The organism is Amycolatopsis sp. ATCC 39116, from assembly GCF_000231075.2.
In the GTDB taxonomy this organism is placed as follows: Bacteria; Actinomycetota; Actinomycetes; order Mycobacteriales; family Pseudonocardiaceae; genus Amycolatopsis_E; species Amycolatopsis_E tucumanensis.
In genome coordinates, this window is the sequence record NZ_AFWY03000018.1 from 51,150 (window position 1) to 70,762 (window position 19,613).

Annotated in this window: 20 protein-coding genes; 6 read left to right on the top strand and 14 right to left on the bottom strand. The window is 72.7% G+C overall.

Annotated features, from left to right (window positions below):
* Positions 1-2 precede the first annotated feature (2 nt).
* From AMY39116_RS0319870 to AMY39116_RS0319895, 5 genes are all read right to left on the bottom strand, one after another.
* Positions 3-1,154: a lytic transglycosylase domain-containing protein gene (locus tag AMY39116_RS0319870; protein WP_020419391.1), complete on the bottom strand. Its 1,152-nt coding sequence runs from the start codon at positions 1,152-1,154 to the stop codon at positions 3-5.
* A 1,169-nt stretch (positions 1,155-2,323) separates the two neighbouring features.
* The gene (locus AMY39116_RS0319880) at positions 2,324-2,830 is read right to left on the bottom strand and encodes a DUF501 domain-containing protein (RefSeq protein WP_020419393.1); all 507 of its coding nucleotides are present in this window, start codon (positions 2,828-2,830) and stop codon (positions 2,324-2,326) included.
* A gap of 27 nt (positions 2,831-2,857) precedes the next feature.
* Positions 2,858-3,376, bottom strand: coding sequence for a septum formation initiator family protein (locus tag AMY39116_RS0319885; protein WP_020419394.1), 519 nt, complete (start codon positions 3,374-3,376; stop codon positions 2,858-2,860).
* Positions 3,377-3,409: 33 nt separating this feature from the next.
* Positions 3,410-4,696, bottom strand: a complete 1,287-nt coding sequence (eno, locus tag AMY39116_RS0319890) for a phosphopyruvate hydratase (protein ID WP_020419395.1) — start codon at positions 4,694-4,696, stop codon at positions 3,410-3,412.
* A gap of 78 nt (positions 4,697-4,774) precedes the next feature.
* Complete coding sequence (locus tag AMY39116_RS0319895) at positions 4,775-5,227, bottom strand: glyoxalase/bleomycin resistance/extradiol dioxygenase family protein (protein ID WP_020419396.1); 453 nt, start codon at positions 5,225-5,227, stop codon at positions 4,775-4,777.
* Between the two features lie 84 nt (positions 5,228-5,311).
* Here AMY39116_RS0319895 and AMY39116_RS0319900 point away from each other — a divergent pair, with 84 nt between their 5' ends.
* A complete protein-coding gene (locus tag AMY39116_RS0319900) occupies positions 5,312-5,716 on the top strand; it encodes a tetratricopeptide repeat protein (RefSeq protein WP_020419397.1) in 405 nt (134 codons plus the stop codon).
* A gap of 293 nt (positions 5,717-6,009) precedes the next feature.
* On the opposite strand, the gene AMY39116_RS0319905 is transcribed toward AMY39116_RS0319900, so the two are convergent.
* Positions 6,010-6,675, bottom strand: coding sequence for a hypothetical protein (locus AMY39116_RS0319905; RefSeq protein WP_020419398.1), 666 nt, complete (start codon positions 6,673-6,675; stop codon positions 6,010-6,012).
* 201 nt (positions 6,676-6,876) lie between these two features.
* On the opposite strand from AMY39116_RS0319905, the gene efeU reads away from it, so the two are divergent.
* The 3 genes from efeU to efeB are packed head-to-tail and all read left to right on the top strand — an operon-like array spanning position 6,877 to position 10,087.
* Entirely contained in the window at positions 6,877-7,716 is an 840-nt protein-coding gene (gene efeU, locus AMY39116_RS0319910) for an iron uptake transporter permease EfeU (protein ID WP_020419399.1), read from the top strand.
* Complete coding sequence (gene efeO, locus AMY39116_RS0319915) at positions 7,713-8,843, top strand: iron uptake system protein EfeO (RefSeq protein ID WP_020419400.1); 1,131 nt, start codon at positions 7,713-7,715, stop codon at positions 8,841-8,843. Before efeU ends, efeO begins: the two co-directional genes overlap by 4 nt.
* Positions 8,840-10,087 carry an iron uptake transporter deferrochelatase/peroxidase subunit gene (efeB, locus tag AMY39116_RS0319920; RefSeq protein WP_020419401.1) on the top strand — a complete coding sequence of 416 codons (1,248 nt, stop codon included), beginning with the start codon at positions 8,840-8,842 and terminating at the stop codon, positions 10,085-10,087. The genes efeO and efeB overlap by 4 nt, the downstream gene beginning before the upstream one ends.
* Here the strand turns inward: efeB and AMY39116_RS0319925 are convergent.
* From AMY39116_RS0319925 to AMY39116_RS46840, 6 genes are read right to left on the bottom strand one after another with little or no spacing between them, the layout of a single operon-like run.
* Positions 10,060-11,016, bottom strand: a complete 957-nt coding sequence (locus AMY39116_RS0319925) for a MazG family protein (protein WP_020419402.1) — start codon at positions 11,014-11,016, stop codon at positions 10,060-10,062. The genes efeB and AMY39116_RS0319925 overlap by 28 nt on opposite strands.
* On the bottom strand, positions 11,013-11,993 hold the full coding sequence (locus tag AMY39116_RS0319930; protein ID WP_235716176.1) for a hypothetical protein: 981 nt from the start codon (positions 11,991-11,993) through the stop codon (positions 11,013-11,015). The genes AMY39116_RS0319925 and AMY39116_RS0319930 overlap by 4 nt, the downstream gene beginning before the upstream one ends.
* Positions 11,994-12,044: 51 nt before the next feature.
* On the bottom strand, positions 12,045-12,329 hold the full coding sequence (locus AMY39116_RS0319935; protein ID WP_020419404.1) for a GNAT family N-acetyltransferase: 285 nt from the start codon (positions 12,327-12,329) through the stop codon (positions 12,045-12,047).
* 8 nt (positions 12,330-12,337) lie between these two features.
* Positions 12,338-15,907, bottom strand: a complete 3,570-nt coding sequence (gene mfd, locus AMY39116_RS0319940; protein WP_020419405.1) for a transcription-repair coupling factor — start codon at positions 15,905-15,907, stop codon at positions 12,338-12,340.
* Between the two features lie 55 nt (positions 15,908-15,962).
* Positions 15,963-16,892 carry an LLM class flavin-dependent oxidoreductase gene (locus AMY39116_RS0319945; RefSeq protein WP_020419406.1) on the bottom strand — a complete coding sequence of 310 codons (930 nt, stop codon included), beginning with the start codon at positions 16,890-16,892 and terminating at the stop codon, positions 15,963-15,965.
* A gap of 52 nt (positions 16,893-16,944) precedes the next feature.
* Positions 16,945-17,112 carry a hypothetical protein gene (locus tag AMY39116_RS46840; RefSeq protein ID WP_020419407.1) on the bottom strand — a complete coding sequence of 56 codons (168 nt, stop codon included), beginning with the start codon at positions 17,110-17,112 and terminating at the stop codon, positions 16,945-16,947.
* Positions 17,113-17,182: 70 nt separating this feature from the next.
* On the opposite strand from AMY39116_RS46840, the gene AMY39116_RS0319955 reads away from it, so the two are divergent.
* Positions 17,183-17,947, top strand: a complete 765-nt coding sequence (locus tag AMY39116_RS0319955; protein WP_020419408.1) for a helix-turn-helix transcriptional regulator — start codon at positions 17,183-17,185, stop codon at positions 17,945-17,947.
* Here the strand turns inward: AMY39116_RS0319955 and AMY39116_RS0319960 are convergent.
* On the bottom strand, positions 17,937-18,407 hold the full coding sequence (locus AMY39116_RS0319960; RefSeq protein ID WP_020419409.1) for a DedA family protein: 471 nt from the start codon (positions 18,405-18,407) through the stop codon (positions 17,937-17,939). The two genes, AMY39116_RS0319955 and AMY39116_RS0319960, sit on opposite strands and share 11 nt — an antisense overlap.
* The gene (locus tag AMY39116_RS0319965) at positions 18,404-18,961 is read right to left on the bottom strand and encodes a class I SAM-dependent methyltransferase (RefSeq protein WP_020419410.1); all 558 of its coding nucleotides are present in this window, start codon (positions 18,959-18,961) and stop codon (positions 18,404-18,406) included. Before AMY39116_RS0319965 ends, AMY39116_RS0319960 begins: the two co-directional genes overlap by 4 nt.
* 96 nt (positions 18,962-19,057) lie before the next feature.
* Between AMY39116_RS0319965 and AMY39116_RS43260 the strand changes: the two genes are divergently transcribed.
* Positions 19,058-19,609, top strand: a complete 552-nt coding sequence (locus AMY39116_RS43260) for a GNAT family N-acetyltransferase (RefSeq protein WP_020419411.1) — start codon at positions 19,058-19,060, stop codon at positions 19,607-19,609.
* Positions 19,610-19,613: the final 4 nt, after the last annotated feature.

The following is a 19,613-nucleotide window of genomic DNA, read 5'->3' on the forward strand; positions in this document are numbered from 1 at the left end:
CCCTACGGGGTCGGCCCGGTCGTCGAACCCGTGGTCGAGGTCTCCGCGCCCGTCTCGGGTGGCGCGCACGGCGGCAGCGTCTCCGACGTGGGCGGCGCCGTGGTGGTCGTCGTCGGGCTCGGCGGCGTGGTGCTTTGGCAGGTCGGCGTGGTTTCCGGGGGCGAGGTCGTCGTGGTCGTCGTGGTCGTGGTGGTGGTCGTCGTCGTGGTGCGGCCCGTGGTCGTGGTGGTGGTGCCCAGGTCGGTGCGCCCGGACGGCGACGGGAGGGTGCTCGGCGGTGGCGCGGCGAGGATCGTCGGCGGCGGAGTGACCGGAGGCGGGGTCGGGACGGCTGTCGCGGACGGCGCGCCGACCGGCACGTCGCTGTCCGGCAGCAGCGCGACACCGCTGCGGTAGGCCTCGGCCCAGCGGATCACCGTTTCGACGTAGGCGTCGGAGTTGTTGTAGCGGTAGATGGCGGCGCGCAGCTGGGCCGGGTCGGCGAGGTCCAGACCGCCGGAGCACAGGTAGCGCGCGGTGGCCAGGGTGGCGTCGTAGATGTTGTTCGGGTCGGCGACGCCGTCGTGGTTGCCATCGGCGCCGTAGAAGTTCCAGGTGGTCGGGATGAACTGGGTGGGGCCGACGGCGCGGTCCCACACCGTGTCGCGGTCCCAGCGGCCGCCGTCGCTGTCCGGGATCGCGGCCACCGGGCCGACGCCGTTCAGCTGCGGGCCGAGGATGGGCTCGCGGGTGGTGCCGTTCGCGTCGACGTACCCGCCGCGCGCGTGGTTGGACTCGATGCGGCCGATGCTCGCGATCAACGCCCAGTCGATGTGGCACTCCGGGCGCTCGAGGGTCATGACGTCGGCGGCGTTGCGGTAGGCCTTGAGGGCGGTGCCGGGGATGCCGAGGGGGCCGGTGGGCAGTTCCTCCGCGGGGACCGGTTCCGGTGGTTTCGGCAGCTCACCATTGACGCTGACGCGCAGGATCTCCGGCGGCGCGCCCTGGATCGGGCCGATCGCGCGGTTCTGGTCGACCGGGGTGGTGGCCGTCCAGGTCTCGGTGCCGCCGCCGGCCAGGCCGGCCGGGATGACGGCGAGCACGCCGCCCATCGCGGCGAGCGTGGTCTTGTGGGCCAGGCCGATTCTTCGCGCCTTGCGGCGGGCAGCCCTCACACGAGTCCGGCGCACATCCTCATCCCTCCCCGAGCGGCGACACATCCGATGCTGAACCGCGGGATGTGAAGTCCGTGTTACCGAGAAGGTGATCGTCGGAACCGGCCAGAAGTGTTAGCCGGAAGTTCCGACGTTGGTAGGGGTTTTTGTGCGGCGGGTGCGGGTTTTTGTGGCACGAAGTGGCCATCGGTGGGTGGGCGAGTGGGAATGTCGTGGGGGTGCGGGGCTTTTCGCGTGATTGGGTTGTGCGGCTAATTGGCGGATTGCTTGCGGCCGAACGGTGCAGTGGTGGGTGGCGCCGGTTGAAAGGACCGTTCAACGGAGGCGTGCTCAGCCGGCAGCGCCCAGCGCCGGCTGAGCAGAGCGGCCAGCGCCGGTGGACTCGGCGGCGGGCGTAGCGTCGGCGGGCTCGACGCCCATCTGCGTCACGCTGGCGGGCTCGACGCCATCGGGCGTCGCGCTGGCGGGCTCGACATCCAGCGGGGGCGTACCGCCGACGGACTCGACGCCCGGCGGGGCGTAGGCCAGCGGGCTCGACGCCCATCGGCGTCGCGCTGGCGGGCTCGACATCCAGCGGGGGCGTACCGCCGACAGACTCGACCCGGCGGGGCGTAGCGCCAGCGGGCTCGACGCCCATCGGCGTCACGCTGGCGGGCTCGACGCCCAGCGGGCGTGGCGCCGCGGGCTCAGCATCCAGCAGGGGCGCAGCGCCCCGCGGGACACCACGCTCCCGGCCACTCGGTCGCGGGCGCACCCAGCAACCACCGCCGGCAAGCAGGGCGGCCAACGCTGGTGGGTTCAGCGTCCAGCCGGGCGCAGCACCCGCAGCGCCCTGCGGGCGACCGCGCTCCCGGTAGCTCAGTCGCGGGGCACCCAGCACCGACCGCGGGCAGCCAGAGCGGCCAGCGTCGGTGGGCTCAGCGTCCAGCGGGGCGCAGCACCCCCGCCGGACACCACCCTCGCGGCGGCTCGGTCGCGGGCGCGCCCAGCACTAACCGCGGGCAACCAGAGCGGCCACGTCGGCGGGCTCAGCGTCAAGCGAGGCGTAGCGCCCGCAGCGCCCTGCTAGGCACCGCGCTCTCGGTGGCTCAGTCGCGCCCAGCGCCCAGCGCCCAGCGCCCAGCGCCCAGCGCCCAGCGCCCAGCGCCCAGCGCCCAGCGCCGGAGAAGCTACTTCGCGCAGTCGCCGCTGGGCCAGTCCGCCTTGAGCAGCTCCAGCGTCTCGTCGCCGAACGGGTTGATCCCCGGGCCCATCGCGAGGCTGTGCGCGAGGTGCACGTGCAGGCACTTGACCCGCCCCGGCATGCCGCCCGCCGTGACCTCGTGCCCGAGCGGCTCCAGCGCGTCCCGCTGGGCGAGGTACGACTCGTGGGCCCGCTGGTACGCCGCGGCGAGCTCGGCGTCCTCCGCGAGCCGGTCGGTCATCTCCTTCATGATCCCGGACGCCTCCAGCCTGCCGACCAGCGACGTCAGCCGCGGGCAGGTCAGGTAGTACAGCGTCGGGAACGGGGTGCCGTTCTCCAGCCGCGGGTTGGTCTGCACGACGGACGGGTGCCCGCTCGGGCAGCGCGCGGCCACCGCCCGCAACGCACGCGCGGGCCGGCCGAGCTGCTCGGAGATGATGATCCGGTCAGCCTCGGTGACCGGTTCGAACGAGGGCAGGTCCGTCTTGCTCACGAACCCATTGTCGCAGCCATCGCGCCGTCAGCCGCCGACGGTGCTCCACAGCTGCTGATACCAGGCGGCATCCCCGGAAGCCACCGGGTCCGGCGCCTGCCCGGCAGGCGGAACCGCGCCCTCACCGGGCAACTGCACGATGTAGGGCGTCTCCCCGGGCATGACGTACCGCAGCCGCCGCCGGGCCTCCGCCTCGACCTGCGCCGGGTCCGACACCGCGGCCTTGCGCTGCTCCAGCAGTTGCACGTCGTGCTGCAGCTGCGCCTGCCGCTGCTCCTGCTCGGCCACCTCGGCGCGCTGCGCGAGGTACGTGCGCAGCGGCACGGCGACCGTGAACGCCAGCGCGCACACCACGATCGCGAGCACGGCGGCCCGCCGCGTGGTGGACATCCCCAGCACCCGCGCCGCGCCGGCGCCGGGCTTGCCCTGGCTCCGGCGCAGGCGCGCCTTCCCGGCGGCCACCCGCCGGGCGAGCTGCGGACGGCGCGCGGGCGCCCCCTCCGCACGGCGGGCCGACGAGCCCTCCGTGCGCCGGGGGCGCCTCACGCGCTGGGATCCGCGTTGCGTCATCTACGCCGGTCAGCTCTCCGCCGAGAACCGCGGGAACGCCAGCTCGCCGGCGTACCGGGCGGCGTCGCCGAGGGTCTCCTCGATGCGCAGCAGCTGGTTGTACTTCGCGACGCGCTCGCTGCGCGCCGGGGCGCCGGTCTTGATCTGGCCCACCCCGGTCGCGACCGCGAGGTCGGCGATCGTGGTGTCCTCGGTCTCGCCGGAGCGGTGGCTCATCATCGACTTGTAGCCGCTGGACGTGGCCAGCGCGATCGCGTCGAGCGTCTCCGACAGCGTGCCGATCTGGTTCACCTTCACCAGCAGCGCGTTCGCGGCGCCGCGGTTGATGCCGTCCTCGAGGCGGTCCGGGTTGGTGACGAACAGGTCGTCGCCGACCAGCTGGACCCGGTCGCCGATCTGCTGGGTCAGCGCGACCCAGCCGTCCCAGTCGTCCTCGGAGAGCGGGTCCTCGATCGACACGAGCGGGTAGGCGTCCACCAGCTCCTGGTAGTAGGCGCCCAGCTGCTCGGCGGTCCGCTTGCTGCCCTCGAACGTGTAGGAGCCCGCGGAGAAGAACTCGGTGGCGGCGACGTCCAGCGCCAGCGCGATGTCCCGGCCCGGGGCGTACCCGGCCTTCTCGATGGCCGTGGTGATCAGGTCCAGCGCCTCGCGGTTGCTGGACAGGCTCGGCGCGAACCCGCCCTCGTCGCCGAGACCGGTGGCCAGGCCGCGGCCCTTCAGCACCGACTTGAGCGAGTGGTACACCTCGGTGCCCCAGCGCAGCGCCTCGCGGAAGGACTCCGCGCCGATCGGGGCGATCATGAACTCCTGGATGTCCACGTCTGTGTCGGCGTGCGCGCCACCGTTGAGGATGTTCATCATCGGCACCGGCAGCACGTGCGCGTTCGGGCCGCCCAGGTAGCGGAACAGCTCCAGCTCGGCCGACTCGGCGGCGGCCTTCGCGACGGCGAGCGAAACACCCAGCAGCGCGTTCGCGCCCAGCCGCGACTTGTCCGGGGTGCCGTCCAGGTCGACCAGCTTCTGGTCCACGATCCGCTGGTCGACGGCGTCCACACCGGCCAGCTCGGGGCCGATCTCGTCGAGCACCGCGGCGACCGCGCGCTCGACACCCTTGCCGTTGTAGCGCTTGGGGTCACCGTCGCGCAGCTCGACGGCCTCGTGTTCGCCGGTGGACGCGCCCGACGGGACAGCGGCCCGCGCCAGCGTGCCGTCGTCGAGAGCCACCTCCACCTCAACGGTCGGGTTGCCACGCGAATCCAGGATCTCGCGCGCGCCTACCTGCTCAATGACCGCCACAACTGCTCCTCATCGGTTTGTCCAGCGAAGACGCGACCAGCGTAGCCGCCATCGCCGTTCACCCGGTGGAGGCACGCGTCACTCGCCGGCCCTGACCTCCTGCCACCCGGACGGCAGATCGGCGGTGTCCGAGATCTGCTGCCAGAACGTCCAGCTGTTGCCCCCGCAATCCAGCACCGTGAACACCCGCGCCCCGTACGGCTGGTCCTGCGGCGGCGGCACGTCGCAGCCTTCCCCGAGCGCCGCGCAGACGTACTCGTGCTGCGCGTCGGCGTCGGGCACGTACACGACGTTGAGCTGCCCGACCGGGCGGTCGACGCCCTTCGCCTCCCAGTAGTCGGCGCCGACCCCGGCGAGCACGATCTCGGCGTCACCCGCGGCGACCACGGCCTGGAAGACCTGGCCGGACGCGTCCACGTAGCGGACCTTCTCGGTGAAGCCGAAGACGCGCACCAGCCAGTCGAGCGCCTCCGTGGCATCGGTGTAATACAGGTAGGGCGAGAGTCCGAGATACCGCGGTTCTTCGCTCATGACCGGTTAGTGCATCATGCCGCCCCGAGCCACCCTGATCGCCCCTGCCGAAACGCGCTTTCCGGGGGTAACGTCGATCAGAAGATGGAAGACTCAGAGACCCCGCGGGGAACAGCAGGCCGCCACCCGCTGCACGCGTTTCGCGAGGCGGAGGATCTCGTCGAGAAGCGGCGTCCACTGGACGCGCTGAAGGCGCTGCAGCCGGTGTTGGAAAGCGAACCGGACAAGCCGAGCGTCCAGCTGCTGGCCGGGCGCGCCTACTTCCACTCCGCCCAGCTCAACCGCGCCGAGCAGGCGCTGACGCGGGTCCTCGAGCTCGACCCGTCCGACCACTACGCCCGCTTCGTGCTGGGACGCACGCTCCAGAGGTTGGGACGGCTGGTCGAAGCTCTGGGACAGCTGCGCATGGCCTGGGCGATGAACCCGGTGCCGGAGTACCAGGACGCGTTGTCCGAGGTGAATGCGCGGGTTCGTCTTCAGGAGGGTTGATCTTCCGGCTGGGCGCGTCGCCGGGGTCGGTGCGGCTCTAAAGATCAAGGGATGTCCTCGCCGGACGGGCAGGCTCCGGGATGGCCGAGGGCGCGCCCCTCGCCTCGGGTGGGTGGTCGCTGGGTGGTCATCCCGTCGCCTTCCGGTTGGGTGTATCACTTTGAGCCAGGCCCGCAAGGTTGCGTTGTCGGCTGCGCGCTGGCGGCCTGGGTTGCGGGCCTGGCTCAAAGTGATCGTTGCGGTTTCAGGCGACGGGATGACCACCCAGCTCGGGTTGTGTGCACTGCGCGCCGCTAGCGCGGTGCTGCCTTGGCGAGTGTGGTGGCGGTGTCGAAGATCAGCTGCGCCTCGGCGGCCAGGGTGGGGCTGCCGGTGATCGCGGCCCACCAGCCCTGCGGGGTGGCCAGGTCGGCGCCCGTCGAGCACAGGGACCTCGCCACCGTCAGCGCCGCGTCGTCGACGTCCTTCGGGTCCGGCTGCTTTCCGTCGCCCGACGCGCGGGCCGACCACTGCTTCCAGATCTCGTCCGGCACCGGGAGCGGGCCGGTGCCGACCGCCTCCGCCTGGCCGATCGCGGCGAGCGTCGCCCACGACAGGTGGCATCCGGACCACTCCGCGCGCATCCACATCTCCGCCCGGCCGTAACCGGCCAGCAGGCGCGCCGGCAGCTTCGTCGCCGCGGCGACCTCGTTCGACCACGTGTCCAGCGCCCTCAGGTCCGACTCCCGCGGGCGGTCCTCCGGGGCGAGCCGGGCGAGGGGCGGCGCCGTCGCACCCACCGGCGGCTCCGACGTCCGCGCGGCCACCGCGGGCTGGACCGGCTGCGGGTCCCCGCCGGGCCGGGTCACGCCGATGGTCAGGATGAGCACCAGCCCGGTCCCGGCCACCGCGGCCCCGATGAGGACGCGGAGCGAAAACCGCCGGATCCGGGCGTCCCCCGGCTGAGTGGGTTCTGCCACCCGGACAGGTTATCCAGTCGCCTTGCCGGGCGGATCACACAACTTCGTTATCGACCCGTTCCCATGTGTCCTACCTGCGCAAACACGCTGCGCACAGTCGGATTTGCGAGGTTACTCCGTTCAGGCGAACAAGATCGGGATGGACATTCAGGTGAGCCTTACCTAAACCTATTCCGTCCGATGCGCCCAGGGAGGCCACCCGTGTTGTTCTCGAGCCTGCTCATCGGCCTCCGGGAAGGCCTGGAGGCCGCCCTCGTCGTGAGCATCCTCGTCGCCTTCCTCGTGAAGACCGGCAGGCGCTCGGCGCTGCGCTGGGTCTGGCCGGGCATCGCCGCGGCAGTGCTCCTCTCGGTCGGCGTCGGCGCGATCCTGACCTTCACCACCGCCCAGTTGTCGTTCGAGCAACAGGAACTGTTGGGCGGCAGCCTGTCGATCGTGGCCGTCGGGTTCGTCACCGCCATGATCTTCTGGATGCGCAAGGCGTCGAAGAGCATCACCGCCGAGCTGCGCGGCAAGATGGACGAGGCACTCGCGATCGGACCGCTCGCGGTCCTGCTCCTGTCCTTCCTCGCCGTCGGACGGGAAGGGCTGGAGACCGCGGTCTTCTTCTACGCCGCCGTGCAGACCGCGCAGGGCGGCACCACCCAGCCGCTGATCGGGTTCGCCGTCGGCATCGCCATCGCCGTCGCGATCGCCTACGGCCTCTACCGCGGCGCCATCCGCTTCGACCTCGGCAGGTTCTTCACGATCACCGGCGTCCTGCTGGTGTTCGTCGCCGCCGGTGTCCTCGGCTACGGCCTGCACGACCTGCAGGAAGCCGGTTTCCTGCCCGGCCTGCACACCCTCGCCTTCGACGCGTCCACCGCCATCCCGGAGACCTCGTGGTACGGGGCGCTGCTCAAGGGCGTCTTCAACTACTCGCAGCAGACGACCGTGCTCCAGGCCATCGCCTGGATCGCCTACGTCGTGATCGTGCTGCCGCTGTTCCTGCGGCGGCCCGCAGACAGGACCACCCCCGCGGTGGCCGGTTCCAAGGAGTGACCTTGCGCAAGACCCCACTCGCCGCCGCGGGATTCGGCGCGCTGCTCGTGCTGTCCGCCTGCTCCGGCGGTGAACAGAACACCGCGGCGGGCGGCCCGATCACCGTCGACGCCACCGACACCGCGTGCACCGTGTCGGCGACGACCGCGAACGCGGGCAACGTGACGTTCGAGGTGACCAACAAGGGCACCAAGGTCACCGAGTTCTACCTCTACGCCGAGGGCGACCGGATCATGGGCGAGGTCGAGAACATCGCACCCGGTCTGACCCGGAAACTGACCGTCGAGGTGCCCGACGCCGGCGCGTACCAGACCGCGTGCAAACCGGGCATGACCGGCGACGGCATCCGCGGCGCGTTCACGGTCACCGGTGGCGCCACGCGCCAGGCCGACGCGAACACCAGGCTGGGGGACGCCACCAAGAGCTACGCCACCTACGTGGCCGGCCAGAGCGACGCGCTGTTGACCGAAACCCAGAAGTTCGCCGACGCCGTCAAGTCCGGCAACGTCGACGACGCCAAGGCCCGTTACGCGCCGACCCGCGTCTACTACGAGCGCATCGAGCCGGTCGCGGAGAAGTTCGGCGACCTCGACCCGGCGATCGACGTGCGCGAGGCCGACCTCGAAGAAGGCCAGCAGTTCACCGGCTTCCACCGGCTGGAGAAGGACCTGTGGGTCACCGGGCTGCAGGCCGACAGCGCGCAGGTCGCCGACAAGCTCGTCGCCGACGTGACCACGCTGGTGACGCAGGCCAAGGCCATCCAGCTCACGCCGCTCGACCTGGCCAACGGCGCCAAGGAGCTGATGGACGAGGTCGCCACCGGCAAGATCACCGGCGAGGAGGAGACCTTCTCGCACACCGACCTGTGGGACTTCCAGGCCAACCTGGACGGCTCCGAGGCCGCGATCCAGGCCCTGCGGCCGGTGCTGCAGGAACGCGACCCGGCGCTGGTGTCCGAAGTGGACGCCCAGTTCAAGAACGTGCAGACCCTGCTCGACGCGCAGCGCGCCGGCGACGGGTTCAAGTACTACACCGAACTGTCCCAGGACCAGATCCGCGAGTTCGCCTCGGCCGTGGACGCCCTGAGCGAGCCGCTGAGCAGGACGGCGGAGGTCGTCGCGCGATGACGCAGGTGTCCCGCCGCCGGCTGCTGGGGATCGCGGGCGCCGGCGTCGCTCTCGCCGGGGCCGGCGCGGCGGCCGGCGCCGGGATCGACCACGCGCTCTCCGCGCCGGAAGCGCAGGCCGCGCCGGAGGTCGTGCCGTTCCACGGCGAGCACCAGGCCGGGATCGTCACGCCGGCGCAGGAACACCTGCACTTCGCCGCGCTCGACGTGACGACGAAGGACCGGGCGAAGCTGGTTTCGTTGCTGCGCAAGTGGACCGACGCCGCACGCCGGATGACCGCCGGGCAGGAAGTGGTTCCGGGTGGCGCGGTGGGCGGCGCGGGCGCCGCGCCGCCGGACGACACCGGCGAGGCGCTCGACCTGCCCGCGGCCGCGCTGACGTTGACGATCGGGTTCGGGCCGTCCCTGTTCGACGACCGCTTCGGGCTCGCGGGCAAGCGGCCGGCCGCGCTGGCCGACCTGCCCGCCTTCCCCAAGGACAACCTGGCCCCGGCCCGCAGCGGCGGTGACCTCTGCATCCAAGCGTGTGCGAACGACCCGCAGGTCGCCGTGCACGCCGTGCGCAACCTGGTGCGAATCGGGTTCGGCACCACCGAGGTGCGGTGGTCGCAGCTCGGGTTCGGGCGCAGCGCCTCGACGTCGACGTCGCAGGTGACGCCGCGGAACCTCTTCGGTTTCAAGGACGGCACGAACAACCTCAAGGCCGAGGACCCGGCCGCGCTGGCGCAGCACGTGTGGGTCGCGCCGGGCGACGGCCCGGACTGGATGGCCGGCGGCAGCTACCTGGTCGCGCGGCGGATCCGGATGCACATCGAGACATGGGACCGGACGTCGCTGGACGAGCAGGAGCGGATCGTCGGCCGCGCGAAGGGCACCGGCGCGCCGCTCGGGCAGACCGCCGAGTTCGACCCGGTGGACCTGCACGTCGGCGGCGCGGACGGCGAACCGCTGATCGCCACGGACGCCCACATCCGGCTGGCGTCGGCGGAAAACCTCAACGGCGCGCGGATCCTGCGCCGCGGCTACAGCTTCGTCGACGGCTCCGACGGCGTCGGGCACCTCGAAGCGGGCCTGTTCTTCATCTGCTTCAACCGCGACCCGCGCACCCAGTTCGTGCCGATGCAGAAGGCGTTGTCGGCGAAAGACTCGATGATGGAGTACCTCGAACACACCGGCTCGGCGTTGTTCGCGGTTCCGCCCGGGGTGGCCGAGACCGGCTACTGGGGCGAGTCGCTGTTCGCCTGAGGCCAGTGGGCGCGCCACGCGTCGGCGTCCATGGCCGCCGGGTCCAGGCCGGCCGCCCTGGCCGACTTCTCGGCCGCCCGCACGTCGGCTGCGAACCGCTTCGCCACCGCGCGCAGCTCGCCCTCCGGGTCGACCCCGGACCGCCGCGCGGATGCGGCCAGCCGGAACAGCTGCTCGGCGGACGAGTCGCCACCGGGGAACAGGTCCGCGGGCAGGCCGGCGCGGCCGGTGCGCTGCCCCAGCTTCCCCGCCAGCGCGACCGCCGGCTGCCCGAGCGCCACACCGTCCACACTGGACTCGCGACGCTTCTCGGCCTGCTTCAGCTCCTCCCAGCGCACCTGCTGGTGCGCGGCGGTGTGCACGCGCTCGGCGTCGGTGAACACGTGCGGGTGCCGCCCGACCAGCTTGGCGACCAGCGCGGACGCCACCGCGTCCACGTCGAACGGGTCCTCGGCGTCCTCGGCGGCGACGCGCGCGTGGAAGAGCACCTGGAGCAGCACGTCGCCCAGCTCCTCGCGCAGCGCGGCGCGGTCGCCCTCCTCGATCGCGTCCAGCAGCTCGTAGGTCTCCTCGACCAGGTACTGCCGCAGCGAGTCGTGGGTCTGCTCGGCGTCCCACGGGCAACCGCCCGGGGAGCGCAGCCGGTCCATCACCTTCGCGGCCTCGACCAGGCCCGCCCCGGACGGCTGGGCGATCACCCGCGAACCGGCCCGCACCAGGGCCTCCACCGCGGGATCCGCCGCGTCCGCGGCGAACAGCACCACCGGGCCCGGCTCCGCGGCCAGGTCGTCCGGCGTGGGCTTCGCGCCCAGCAGATCGGCCAGCTCACCGTCGATCCCGGACGCGTACACGGCGTGCGCGCCACGCAGGAACGGCACGGCGGCCGGCGGGATCCCGGCGTCCGGGTAGGGCAGGAGCACGACCGTCACGGCTGTGCGGCACCCTTCACCGGCACGACGGCGCCGGTGGTCTCGGCGCTGCTCGGGGCGAGGTTCATGGCCACAGGATCCCACACGCCGTAGCGCGGGTTGATGCGAACGCCGGCCTCCTCGACGTACGGCTGGAGCAGCCGCTGCCCGATGGCCGCGAGCTGCGCCGCCGACGGCTGCGCGACCTGCTCGCCCGAGGACGGCGCGTTCAGGTTCCGCTCCCGCACGATCGCGACGATCCACACCGCCTGCTCCTGGCTCGGCTGGAACGCGACCACCGTGCCCGGCGGCACCCCGAACAGGACCAGCGTGGCGAGGTCCGGGGCCTGCGCGGCGGGCACCGCCTCGCCGGTGCTCGTGCGCTCCCCCGCGGCCGCGTCCGCGCGGATGACCTCGGCGGCGGCCGTCGGGCTCTTCGCCATCTCCTCGGCCTTGGCGATCGCGCGCTCCCGCCGGTCCAGCGGCTGGTCGCCGCCGATGTCGGAGGACACCGACGTGTAGTCGAACGTGACCGACATGCGGTCGAGGTACTTCTGACCCAGCGCCTGCAGCAACAGGCTGTCGGTGATCACCTCGCGGTGGTCGCGCACCCGGTTGGCGATCTGCTGCGCCAGCTGCGACGGATCCGCGCCCGCGGTGTCGACCGGGTCGGCGAGCGGGTCGGCGGCGAGGAACTGGTCGAGCAGCCGCGGGTCGACAGCCAGCCCCTCCCGCTGGGCGGCGCGCGTGAGGACGTCGTGGACCACCAGCTGGCGCACGACCTCGCGGCCGAGCAGGTCCAGCTTGTGCTGCTGGGACAGCTGCTGCGCGGCCGGGTGCTCGCGCACGGCCTTGTCCAGCAGGTCCTGCACCTGGTCCACGGTGATCTCGCGGTCGCTGAAGATCACGGCGGAGCCCACCTGGCTCGGCCCGGACCCGCACCCGGCGAGCAGCAGGCAGGCGACGAGCGCGGCGAGCAGCGACCGGGAGCGACCCATGATCCGCATCACACCGCGTACCCTCTCATACCGGACCCGGACGAGCGAACTTCACTGCCCCTGCGGCCAGCGCACGTGCGCGTCGTGCTCGGGGTGCTTGCGCAGGTACGCCGCGATGAACGGGCACAGCGGCACGATCGTCTTGCCGCGCTCCACCGCGTCCTCGATGGCCGCCTTGGCGAGCTTCGAGCCGAGGCCCTGGCCGGAGAACGCGTCGTCGATCTCGGTGTGCGTGAAGATCACGTTGTCGCCGCGCTCGCGGTACTCGGCGAACCCGCCCAGCTTGTCCTCGACGAAGATCTCGTAGCGGCTCTTCTCTTCGTTCCGCGTGACCACGGCGTCTCCTAACCGACGGGGGCGGGCTTCTTGGTCAAGTTGATCAGGAGCTTGGTGCACCAGTCCAGCAAGGCTTCGTCACGCAGCGCGGGCGCGCCCATCCGCCCGCCCGCCGGGCCTTCGGTCGGCTTGGGCACCGTCACCATCCGCATCGCGGCCTTGTAGTTCGCCTTCGGGTACAGCCGCTTCAGCCGGACCATCTGCGAGTCCATCAGCTCCAGCGGCGCGAAGCGGATGTTGTTGCCCTGTGCGGAAACCTCGGTGACGCCCGCCGAGCGGCACACGTGCCGGAACCGCGCCACCGCGAGCAGCCGCTGCACCGGAGCGGGCGGCTGGCCGTAGCGGTCGATCAGCTCCTCCTCGACCGCGCGCAGCTCGTCGTCGTCCACCGCGGCCGCGATCTTGCGGTAGGCCTCCAGGCGCAGCCGCTCGCCGGGGACGTAGTCGTGCGGAATGTGCGCGTCCACCGGCAGGTCGACGCGGACCTCGCGCAGCTCCTCCTCCTCGGCGGGCGCCTCGCCGGCGCTGCGGCGGAACACGTCGACCGCCTCGCCGACCAGCCGCACGTACAGGTCGAACCCGACGCCCGCGATGTGCCCGGACTGCTCGGCGCCGAGGATGTTCCCGGCGCCGCGGATCTCCAGGTCCTTCATCGCGACCGCCATGCCCGCGCCCAGCTCGGTGTTCTGCGCGATCGTCGCGAGCCGGTCGTGCGCGGTCTCGGTGAGCGGGCTCTCCGGCGGGTACAGGAAGTACGCGTAGCCGCGCTCCCGCCCGCGCCCCACGCGGCCGCGCAGCTGGTGCAGCTGCGCCAGCCCGAGCAGGTCGCCGCGCTCGACGATCAGCGTGTTCGCGTTCGAGATGTCCAGGCCGGTCTCCACGATCGTGGTGCAGACCAGCACGTCGTACTCGCGCTCCCAGAAGCCCTGGATGATCTTTTCGAGCTTCTCCTCGTTCATCTGGCCGTGCGCGGTGACCACCCGCGCCTCGGGCACCAGCTCGCGGATCCGGCGCGCCGCCTTCTCGATCGAGGACACCCGGTTGTGCACGTAGAACACCTGGCCGTCACGCAGCAGCTCACGACGGATGGCGGCGGCGACCTGCTTGTCGTCGTACGCGCCGACGTAGGTCAGGATCGGGTGCCGGTCCTCCGGCGGGGTCAGGATCGTCGACATCTCGCGGATGCCGGCCAGCGACATCTCCAGCGTGCGCGGGATCGGCGTTGCCGACATGGTCAGCACGTCGACGTGCGTGCGCAGCGCCTTGATGTGCTCCTTGTGCTCGACGCCGAACCGCTGCTCCTCGTCGACGATGACCAGGCCCAGGTCCTTGTACCGGATGCCGGTCTGCAGCAGGCGGTGCGTGCCGATCACGATGTCGACCGTGCCGTCGGCGAGGCCGGCCAGCGTCGCCTCCGCCTCGATCTTGTCGGTGAACCGGGACAGTCCCTTGATGGTCACCGGGAACGACGCCATCCGGCCGGCGAACGTGTTCAGGTGCTGCTGGGCCAGCAGGGTGGTCGGCACCAGCACCGCGACCTGCTTGCCGTCCTGCACCGCCTTGAACGCCGCGCGCACGGCGATCTCGGTCTTGCCGTAGCCGACGTCACCGCAGATGACGCGGTCCATCGGCACACCGCGCTCCATGTCCGCCTTGACCTCGTCGATCGCGGCGAGCTGGTCGTTGGTCTCGGTGAACGGGAACGCGTCCTCCAGCTCCCGCTGCCACGGCGTGTCCTGGCCGAACGCGTGCCCCGGCGAGGCCTGGCGGGCCGCGTAGAGCTGCACCAGCTCGGCCGCGATCTCCTTGACCGCCTTGCGTGCCTTGGCCTTGGTGTTCTTCCAGTCCGAGCCGCCCAGCTTGTTCAGCGTGGGCAGCTCGCCGCCGACGTAGCGGGACACCTCGTCGAGCTGGTCGCTCGGCACGTACAGCCGGTCGCCGGGGTGGCCACGCTTGGACGAGGCGTACTCCAGCACCAGGTACTCGCGGGTGGCGCCGCCGACGGTGCGCTGCACCATCTCCACGAACCGGCCGATGCCGTGCTGGTCGTGCACCACGTAGTCGCCGGGCTTGAGGGCCAGCGGGTCGACCGCGTTGCGGCGGCGCGACGGCATCTTCGTGCCCAGGTCGCGCGTCGCCGAGCCGGCGGTGGCGCCGCGGCCGGTCAGGTCGGCCTCGGTGAGCACGACCAGCCGCAGCTCGGGCGCGACGAACCCCTCGGCGAGGCCACCGCAGGCGACCGTCACGATGCCCGGCGCGGGCTGGTCGAGGAGGCCGTCCGCCGCGTGCGTCGCGGAGATTCCGGCGGTGGACAGCTGCTCGACGGCGCGGGCGGCGGTGCCGTGCCCGGCCACCACGAGCACCGCGGTGCCGTCCGCGGCCAGATGCGCCCGCAGGTCGGTGACGGCGCGCTCCAGGTCGCCGCGGTAGGCGGGCGAGGCCTCCACGCCGATCCGGATGACGTCCGCGTCCTCGCTGGTCAGCTGCGACAGCGTCCACCACGCCCGGCCGGTCTCGCCGGCGTGTTTGGCGACCTCTTCCAGGTTGCGGTACGCCGACGCCCCCAGGTCGATCGGCGCCTGACCCCCGCCTGCGGCGGACATCCACGACGCTTCGAGGAACTCCTGGCCGGTGCGCACCAGGTCGGCCGCGCGGGCGCGGATCTTCTCCGGGTCGGCCAGCACGACGTGCGTGCCCTCCGGCATCGCGTCGGTGAGCAGCTCCAGCTCGCCCTCGCACAGCACCGGGATGAGGGCCTCCATGCCCTCGACCGGGATGCCGCCGGCCAGCTTGGTGAGCATCTCGGCCAGCTGCGCGTCGGCCTCGTACTGCTCGGCCAGCTCGCCGGCGCGGGCCTTCACGTCCGGCGTGAGCAGCAGCTCCCGGCACGGCGGGGCGTAGACGGAGGACAGCTCGCCGGGCAGCGACCGCTGGTCCGACACCGCGAACGCGCGCACCTCGCTGACCTCGTCGCCCCAGAACTCGACGCGGTACGGGTGGTCGGCCGTCGGCGGGAAGACGTCCAGGATGCCGCCGCGGACGGCGAACTCACCGCGCTTCTCGACCATGTCCACGCGGGTGTAGGCCAGCTCGACCAGCCGCTCCAGCAGCGGCTCGAACTCCTCCTCCTCGCCGACGCGCAGCTCGACCGGCGCGAGGCTGCCCAGGCCCGGCGCCATCGGCTGGATCAGGCTGCGGACCGTGGCCACCACCACGCGCGGGGCGCGGTCGGTGTGCAGGCGGTGCAGCACGTCCAGGCGGCGGCCGACGGTGTCCGCGCGCGGCGAGAGGCGCTCGTGCGGCAGCGTCTCCCAGGACGGGAAGTCGGCCACCGCGTCGGCGCCGATCAGGCTCGCCAGCGCGGCCGTCAGCTCCTCGGCCTCGCGGCCGGTGGCGGTGACGGCCAGCACCGGGCGGCCCGCCCCGGCGTCGGACGCCAGCGCGGCGACCACCAGCTGGCGGGTGGCCGTGGCGCCGGAGAGCTCGAGCAGGGGCGCGCCGGCCCGCTCGATCACCGCGCGCAGGGCGGGATCGGGCAGGACGGCGGAGAGCAGGCCGGACAACTGCGGGTCGGACACGAAAACGATCTCCCTGGAGCACGCGGGCACACCCCTGCCCGGGCTGGCGGAGGGATCAGGGGCTCTCGTGTTCCAGGGTACGTCGCAGGGGCGACAAAATTTCGGCGAGTCCCGCGAGCTGGTGGTCGATGTCCCGCGGGTCGAGCGCCGCGATGCGCAGCAGGATGTGCCGGGCCCCGGCCTCGGCGAAGCGCCTGAGCTGGGCGATCACCTCGTCCGGGCCGCCGGTGATCATCACCTGGACCTTTCCCACCCAGTCGAGTGGCGCCTGGTAGGTGGCCTGGCAGTACTCCTCCAGCGCCGCCGTGCCCCCGCCGAGGTGGACGGTCGCGAAGAGGGCGGGCGTGACGTCGCGCCCCTGCTCGCGGATGGTGGCCAGGCCGCTCGCGTAGTCGGCCGGGTCGGGCGGGTACGGCAGCCAGCCGTCGTACAGCTTCCCGGCGCGGCGCAGCGCGGCCGGCGTGATGCCGCCGAGCCACACCGGCGGGCCGCCCGGCTGGGCGGGGCGCGGCACCTCGGGCAGCCAGTCGTAGTGCAGGACCTTGCCGTGGAAGGACTCCGGGTGGCCGGTCCACAGCTGCTTCCACAGCGTCACGGTGTCGTCGAGGTACGAGAAGCGGGTCTTGAAGTCCACGCCGACCAGGTCGAACTCGTGCTCGCTGCGGCCGGGGAACCCGGCGCCGACGCCGAGGATCAGCCGACCGCCGGAGACGAGGTCGAGCGAGGAGATCGTGAGGGCGGCCTGCGCGGGGTGGCGGTAGGCGGGGATGAGGGTCGCGGTGCCGAGCCGCACGGTTTCGGTGGCCTGCGCGACGGCGGTGAGCAGGGTCAGCGGCTCGACCCGGGCGCGCGACAGCGAGTCGCCCGCCCAGACCGAGTCGAAGCCGAGGCGCTCGGCGCGCACGGCGATGTCCACGATGTCGGCGACCGTGCCGCCGGCCGCGAGCTGGGCCTGCCCGGCGGGCAGGAGAAGTCCGATCTGCATGCCCTCACGCTGTCGCCGGGGCGCGCTGGCGACAATTCCCGCCGGGGAATGATCAGGCGGGCCCGCCCGGCCCGATCTCGAACGCCTGCCGCACCGGCAGGTCGGGCTGCTCGGTCTCCACGACCTCCACCAGCTCGTCGGGCAGCACGCGCGGCGGCAGCTCGCCGAACCGCGCGAACCGGAGGAAGGCCAGCTCTTCGTCCGTGAACCGCTCGGGCACCAGACACCTCCAGTCGGTCATTCCCCGCGGGGAATGGCGGGCGACGCGCTCCCGGTAGTAAGCATGCGGGGTGACGACGGCTTTCGGAAGTGCCCTCAAGGACTGGCGCACCCGGCGGCGCCTGTCCCAGCTCGAACTCGCCCTCCGCGCGGGCACCACCCAGCGGCACGTCAGCTTCATGGAGAGCGGCCGGTCGGTGCCGGGGCGCGGCATGGTCGTGCGCGTGGCCGAGTCGCTGCAACTGCCGCTGCGCGAACGCAACGCGCTCCTGCTCAGCGCCGGGTACGCCCCGACCTACCCGGAGACCGACCTGTCCGATCCGGCGCTGCGCCCGGTGCTCGACGCGCTGGATCGGCTCCTCGACGGGCACGAGCCGTACCCGGCGATCGTGGTGGACCGGTTCGGCGACCTGGTCGCGACCAACAAGGCCGCCGACATCCTCACCGAGGGCGCCGCGCCGGAGCTGCTCGAACCGCCGGTCAACGTGCTGCGCCTGGCCCTGCACCCGCGCGGGATGGCGCCGCGCATCGGGAACTTCGACGACTGGGCCCGCCACGTGCTGGAGCGGCCCCGCCAGGAACACGCGAAGGCCCCGCACCCCCGGCACGCCGAACTGCTCGCCGAGCTGGAGGGCTACCTGCCCGGGCCGCCGAACCTGGACGCCGACCACCTCGGGTTCGCCGTGCCGCTGGTCCTGCGCACCTCCCGCGGCGAGATGCGGCTGCTCACCGCGATCACCACGTTCGCCACCGCGGTCGACGTGACGGTGTCGGAGCTGCGCCTGGAGACGTTCCTGCCCGCCGACGACGAGACCGCGCACATCCTCACCCGATGAGCGACCCGCCCGCCTTGCCCACCAGCAGCGCGGCCACCACCCACACCACCGCCGCGGCCATGCTCACCAGCAGGAACCGGGGGTACGGCACCGCCGCCGCGCCTGCCACCCGCGGCATCAGCGTCCGCGCCCCGGCGAGGAACCGCGCCGCGAACACCGCCACCACCCCGTACCGCGCGATGCGCGACTCGACCCGGCGCCAGCGGGCCGACGTGATCCGCCGGCCCAGCCTGCGCCCCTCCAGGTAGGCCAGCTGGTCGCCGAACACGGCCGCGGCCGCGACGACCGCCATCGCCAGCCACAGGTCGACGGTGCCCTGCCCGGCGAGGAAGCCGACGAGCAGCAGCGTCGACAGAGTGGGCAGCACGATCCCCGGCAGCAGCGCGGTTTCCGCGGCGATCACCGCCGCCGCGACCAGGTAGACCAGCGCGGGCGGGAGGGTGGCGATGGCGTCGATCACGGCGTCACGGCCGCTCGGTGCACGAAGGCGGGCGGCAGGTTGCCCCACACCACCCGGCTGCGGCCGACGAACCCGAACCGCCGGGCCAGCGCGGCCTCGAACCGCCTGGCGGCGGGCAGCCACGCGGCGTGCAGGTAGGCGAAGGTCGCGAACCGTCCGCCCGGCGCGAGGACCTCGCCGACCTGGTCGAGGACGCGCTCCTGCCGGGCGCGCGGGAACAGCGCCCACGGCAGCCCGGACACGACGACGTCGGCGGTGCGCACGTGCCGGGCCAGGTCCTCGGCCGATCCGGTGATCACCTCGACGCCCGCGTGCCGCCGCGCGAGCGCGCCGGCCAGCCGCGGGTTGACCTCGACGGCCGTCAGCCGCGCGCCGGGTCCCAGCCGGGCGAGCAGGGCTCCGGTGAACACCCCGGTGCCGGGCCCGAGTTCGACGACGTGCGCCGCGCGCTCCACGCCGATCCCCGCGACCATGGCCGCCGCCAGGCGCCGTGAGCTGGCCGCGATCGCGCCGGTGTGCGCGGGGGCCCGGAGGAATTCCCTGGTGATGGACATGTCTCCGACGCTAGGAACGCCACCGCCCGGCCACCTCGGCATCGCGGCCGCACGTTCTCCTCCTCCAGCAGGAGATCGCGGTGGGACGATCGGGACATGGAGATCACCACCTGGTACCTGGAGCAGACGGACCCGGCCGCGATCCGGCCGTCCGCCGCGCCGGACGAGCCGGTCGCCATCACCCGCGCCGAGGTGCCGAGCCCGGAGTTCAACCGCTTCCTCTACACCACCGTCGGCGGTGACTGGCAGTGGACGGACCGGCTCGGCTGGGACCGGCAGCGGTGGCTGGACCTGCTGGCGCAGCCCGGTTACGAGACCTGGGTGGCGTACCTGCGCGGCACCCCGGCCGGGTACGCCGAACTGGACGGCACCAAGCCGGGCGAGGTGGAACTGGCCTACTTCGGGCTGCTGCCCGCGTTCACCGGCCGCGGGATCGGCGGGCACCTGCTGACGGTGGCGCTGCGGCGGGCGTGGGACCTGCCGGAGCGCTGGCCGGGGGCGGAGCCGACCAGGCGCGTGTGGGTGCACACCTGCACGCTCGACGGGCAGCCCGCCGCGCTGGCCAACTACCAGCGGCGGGGCCTGACGATCTACCGCACCGAAACCCGCGATCAAGACCCGGACTTCACCGGACACCGGGCACAATGACCCC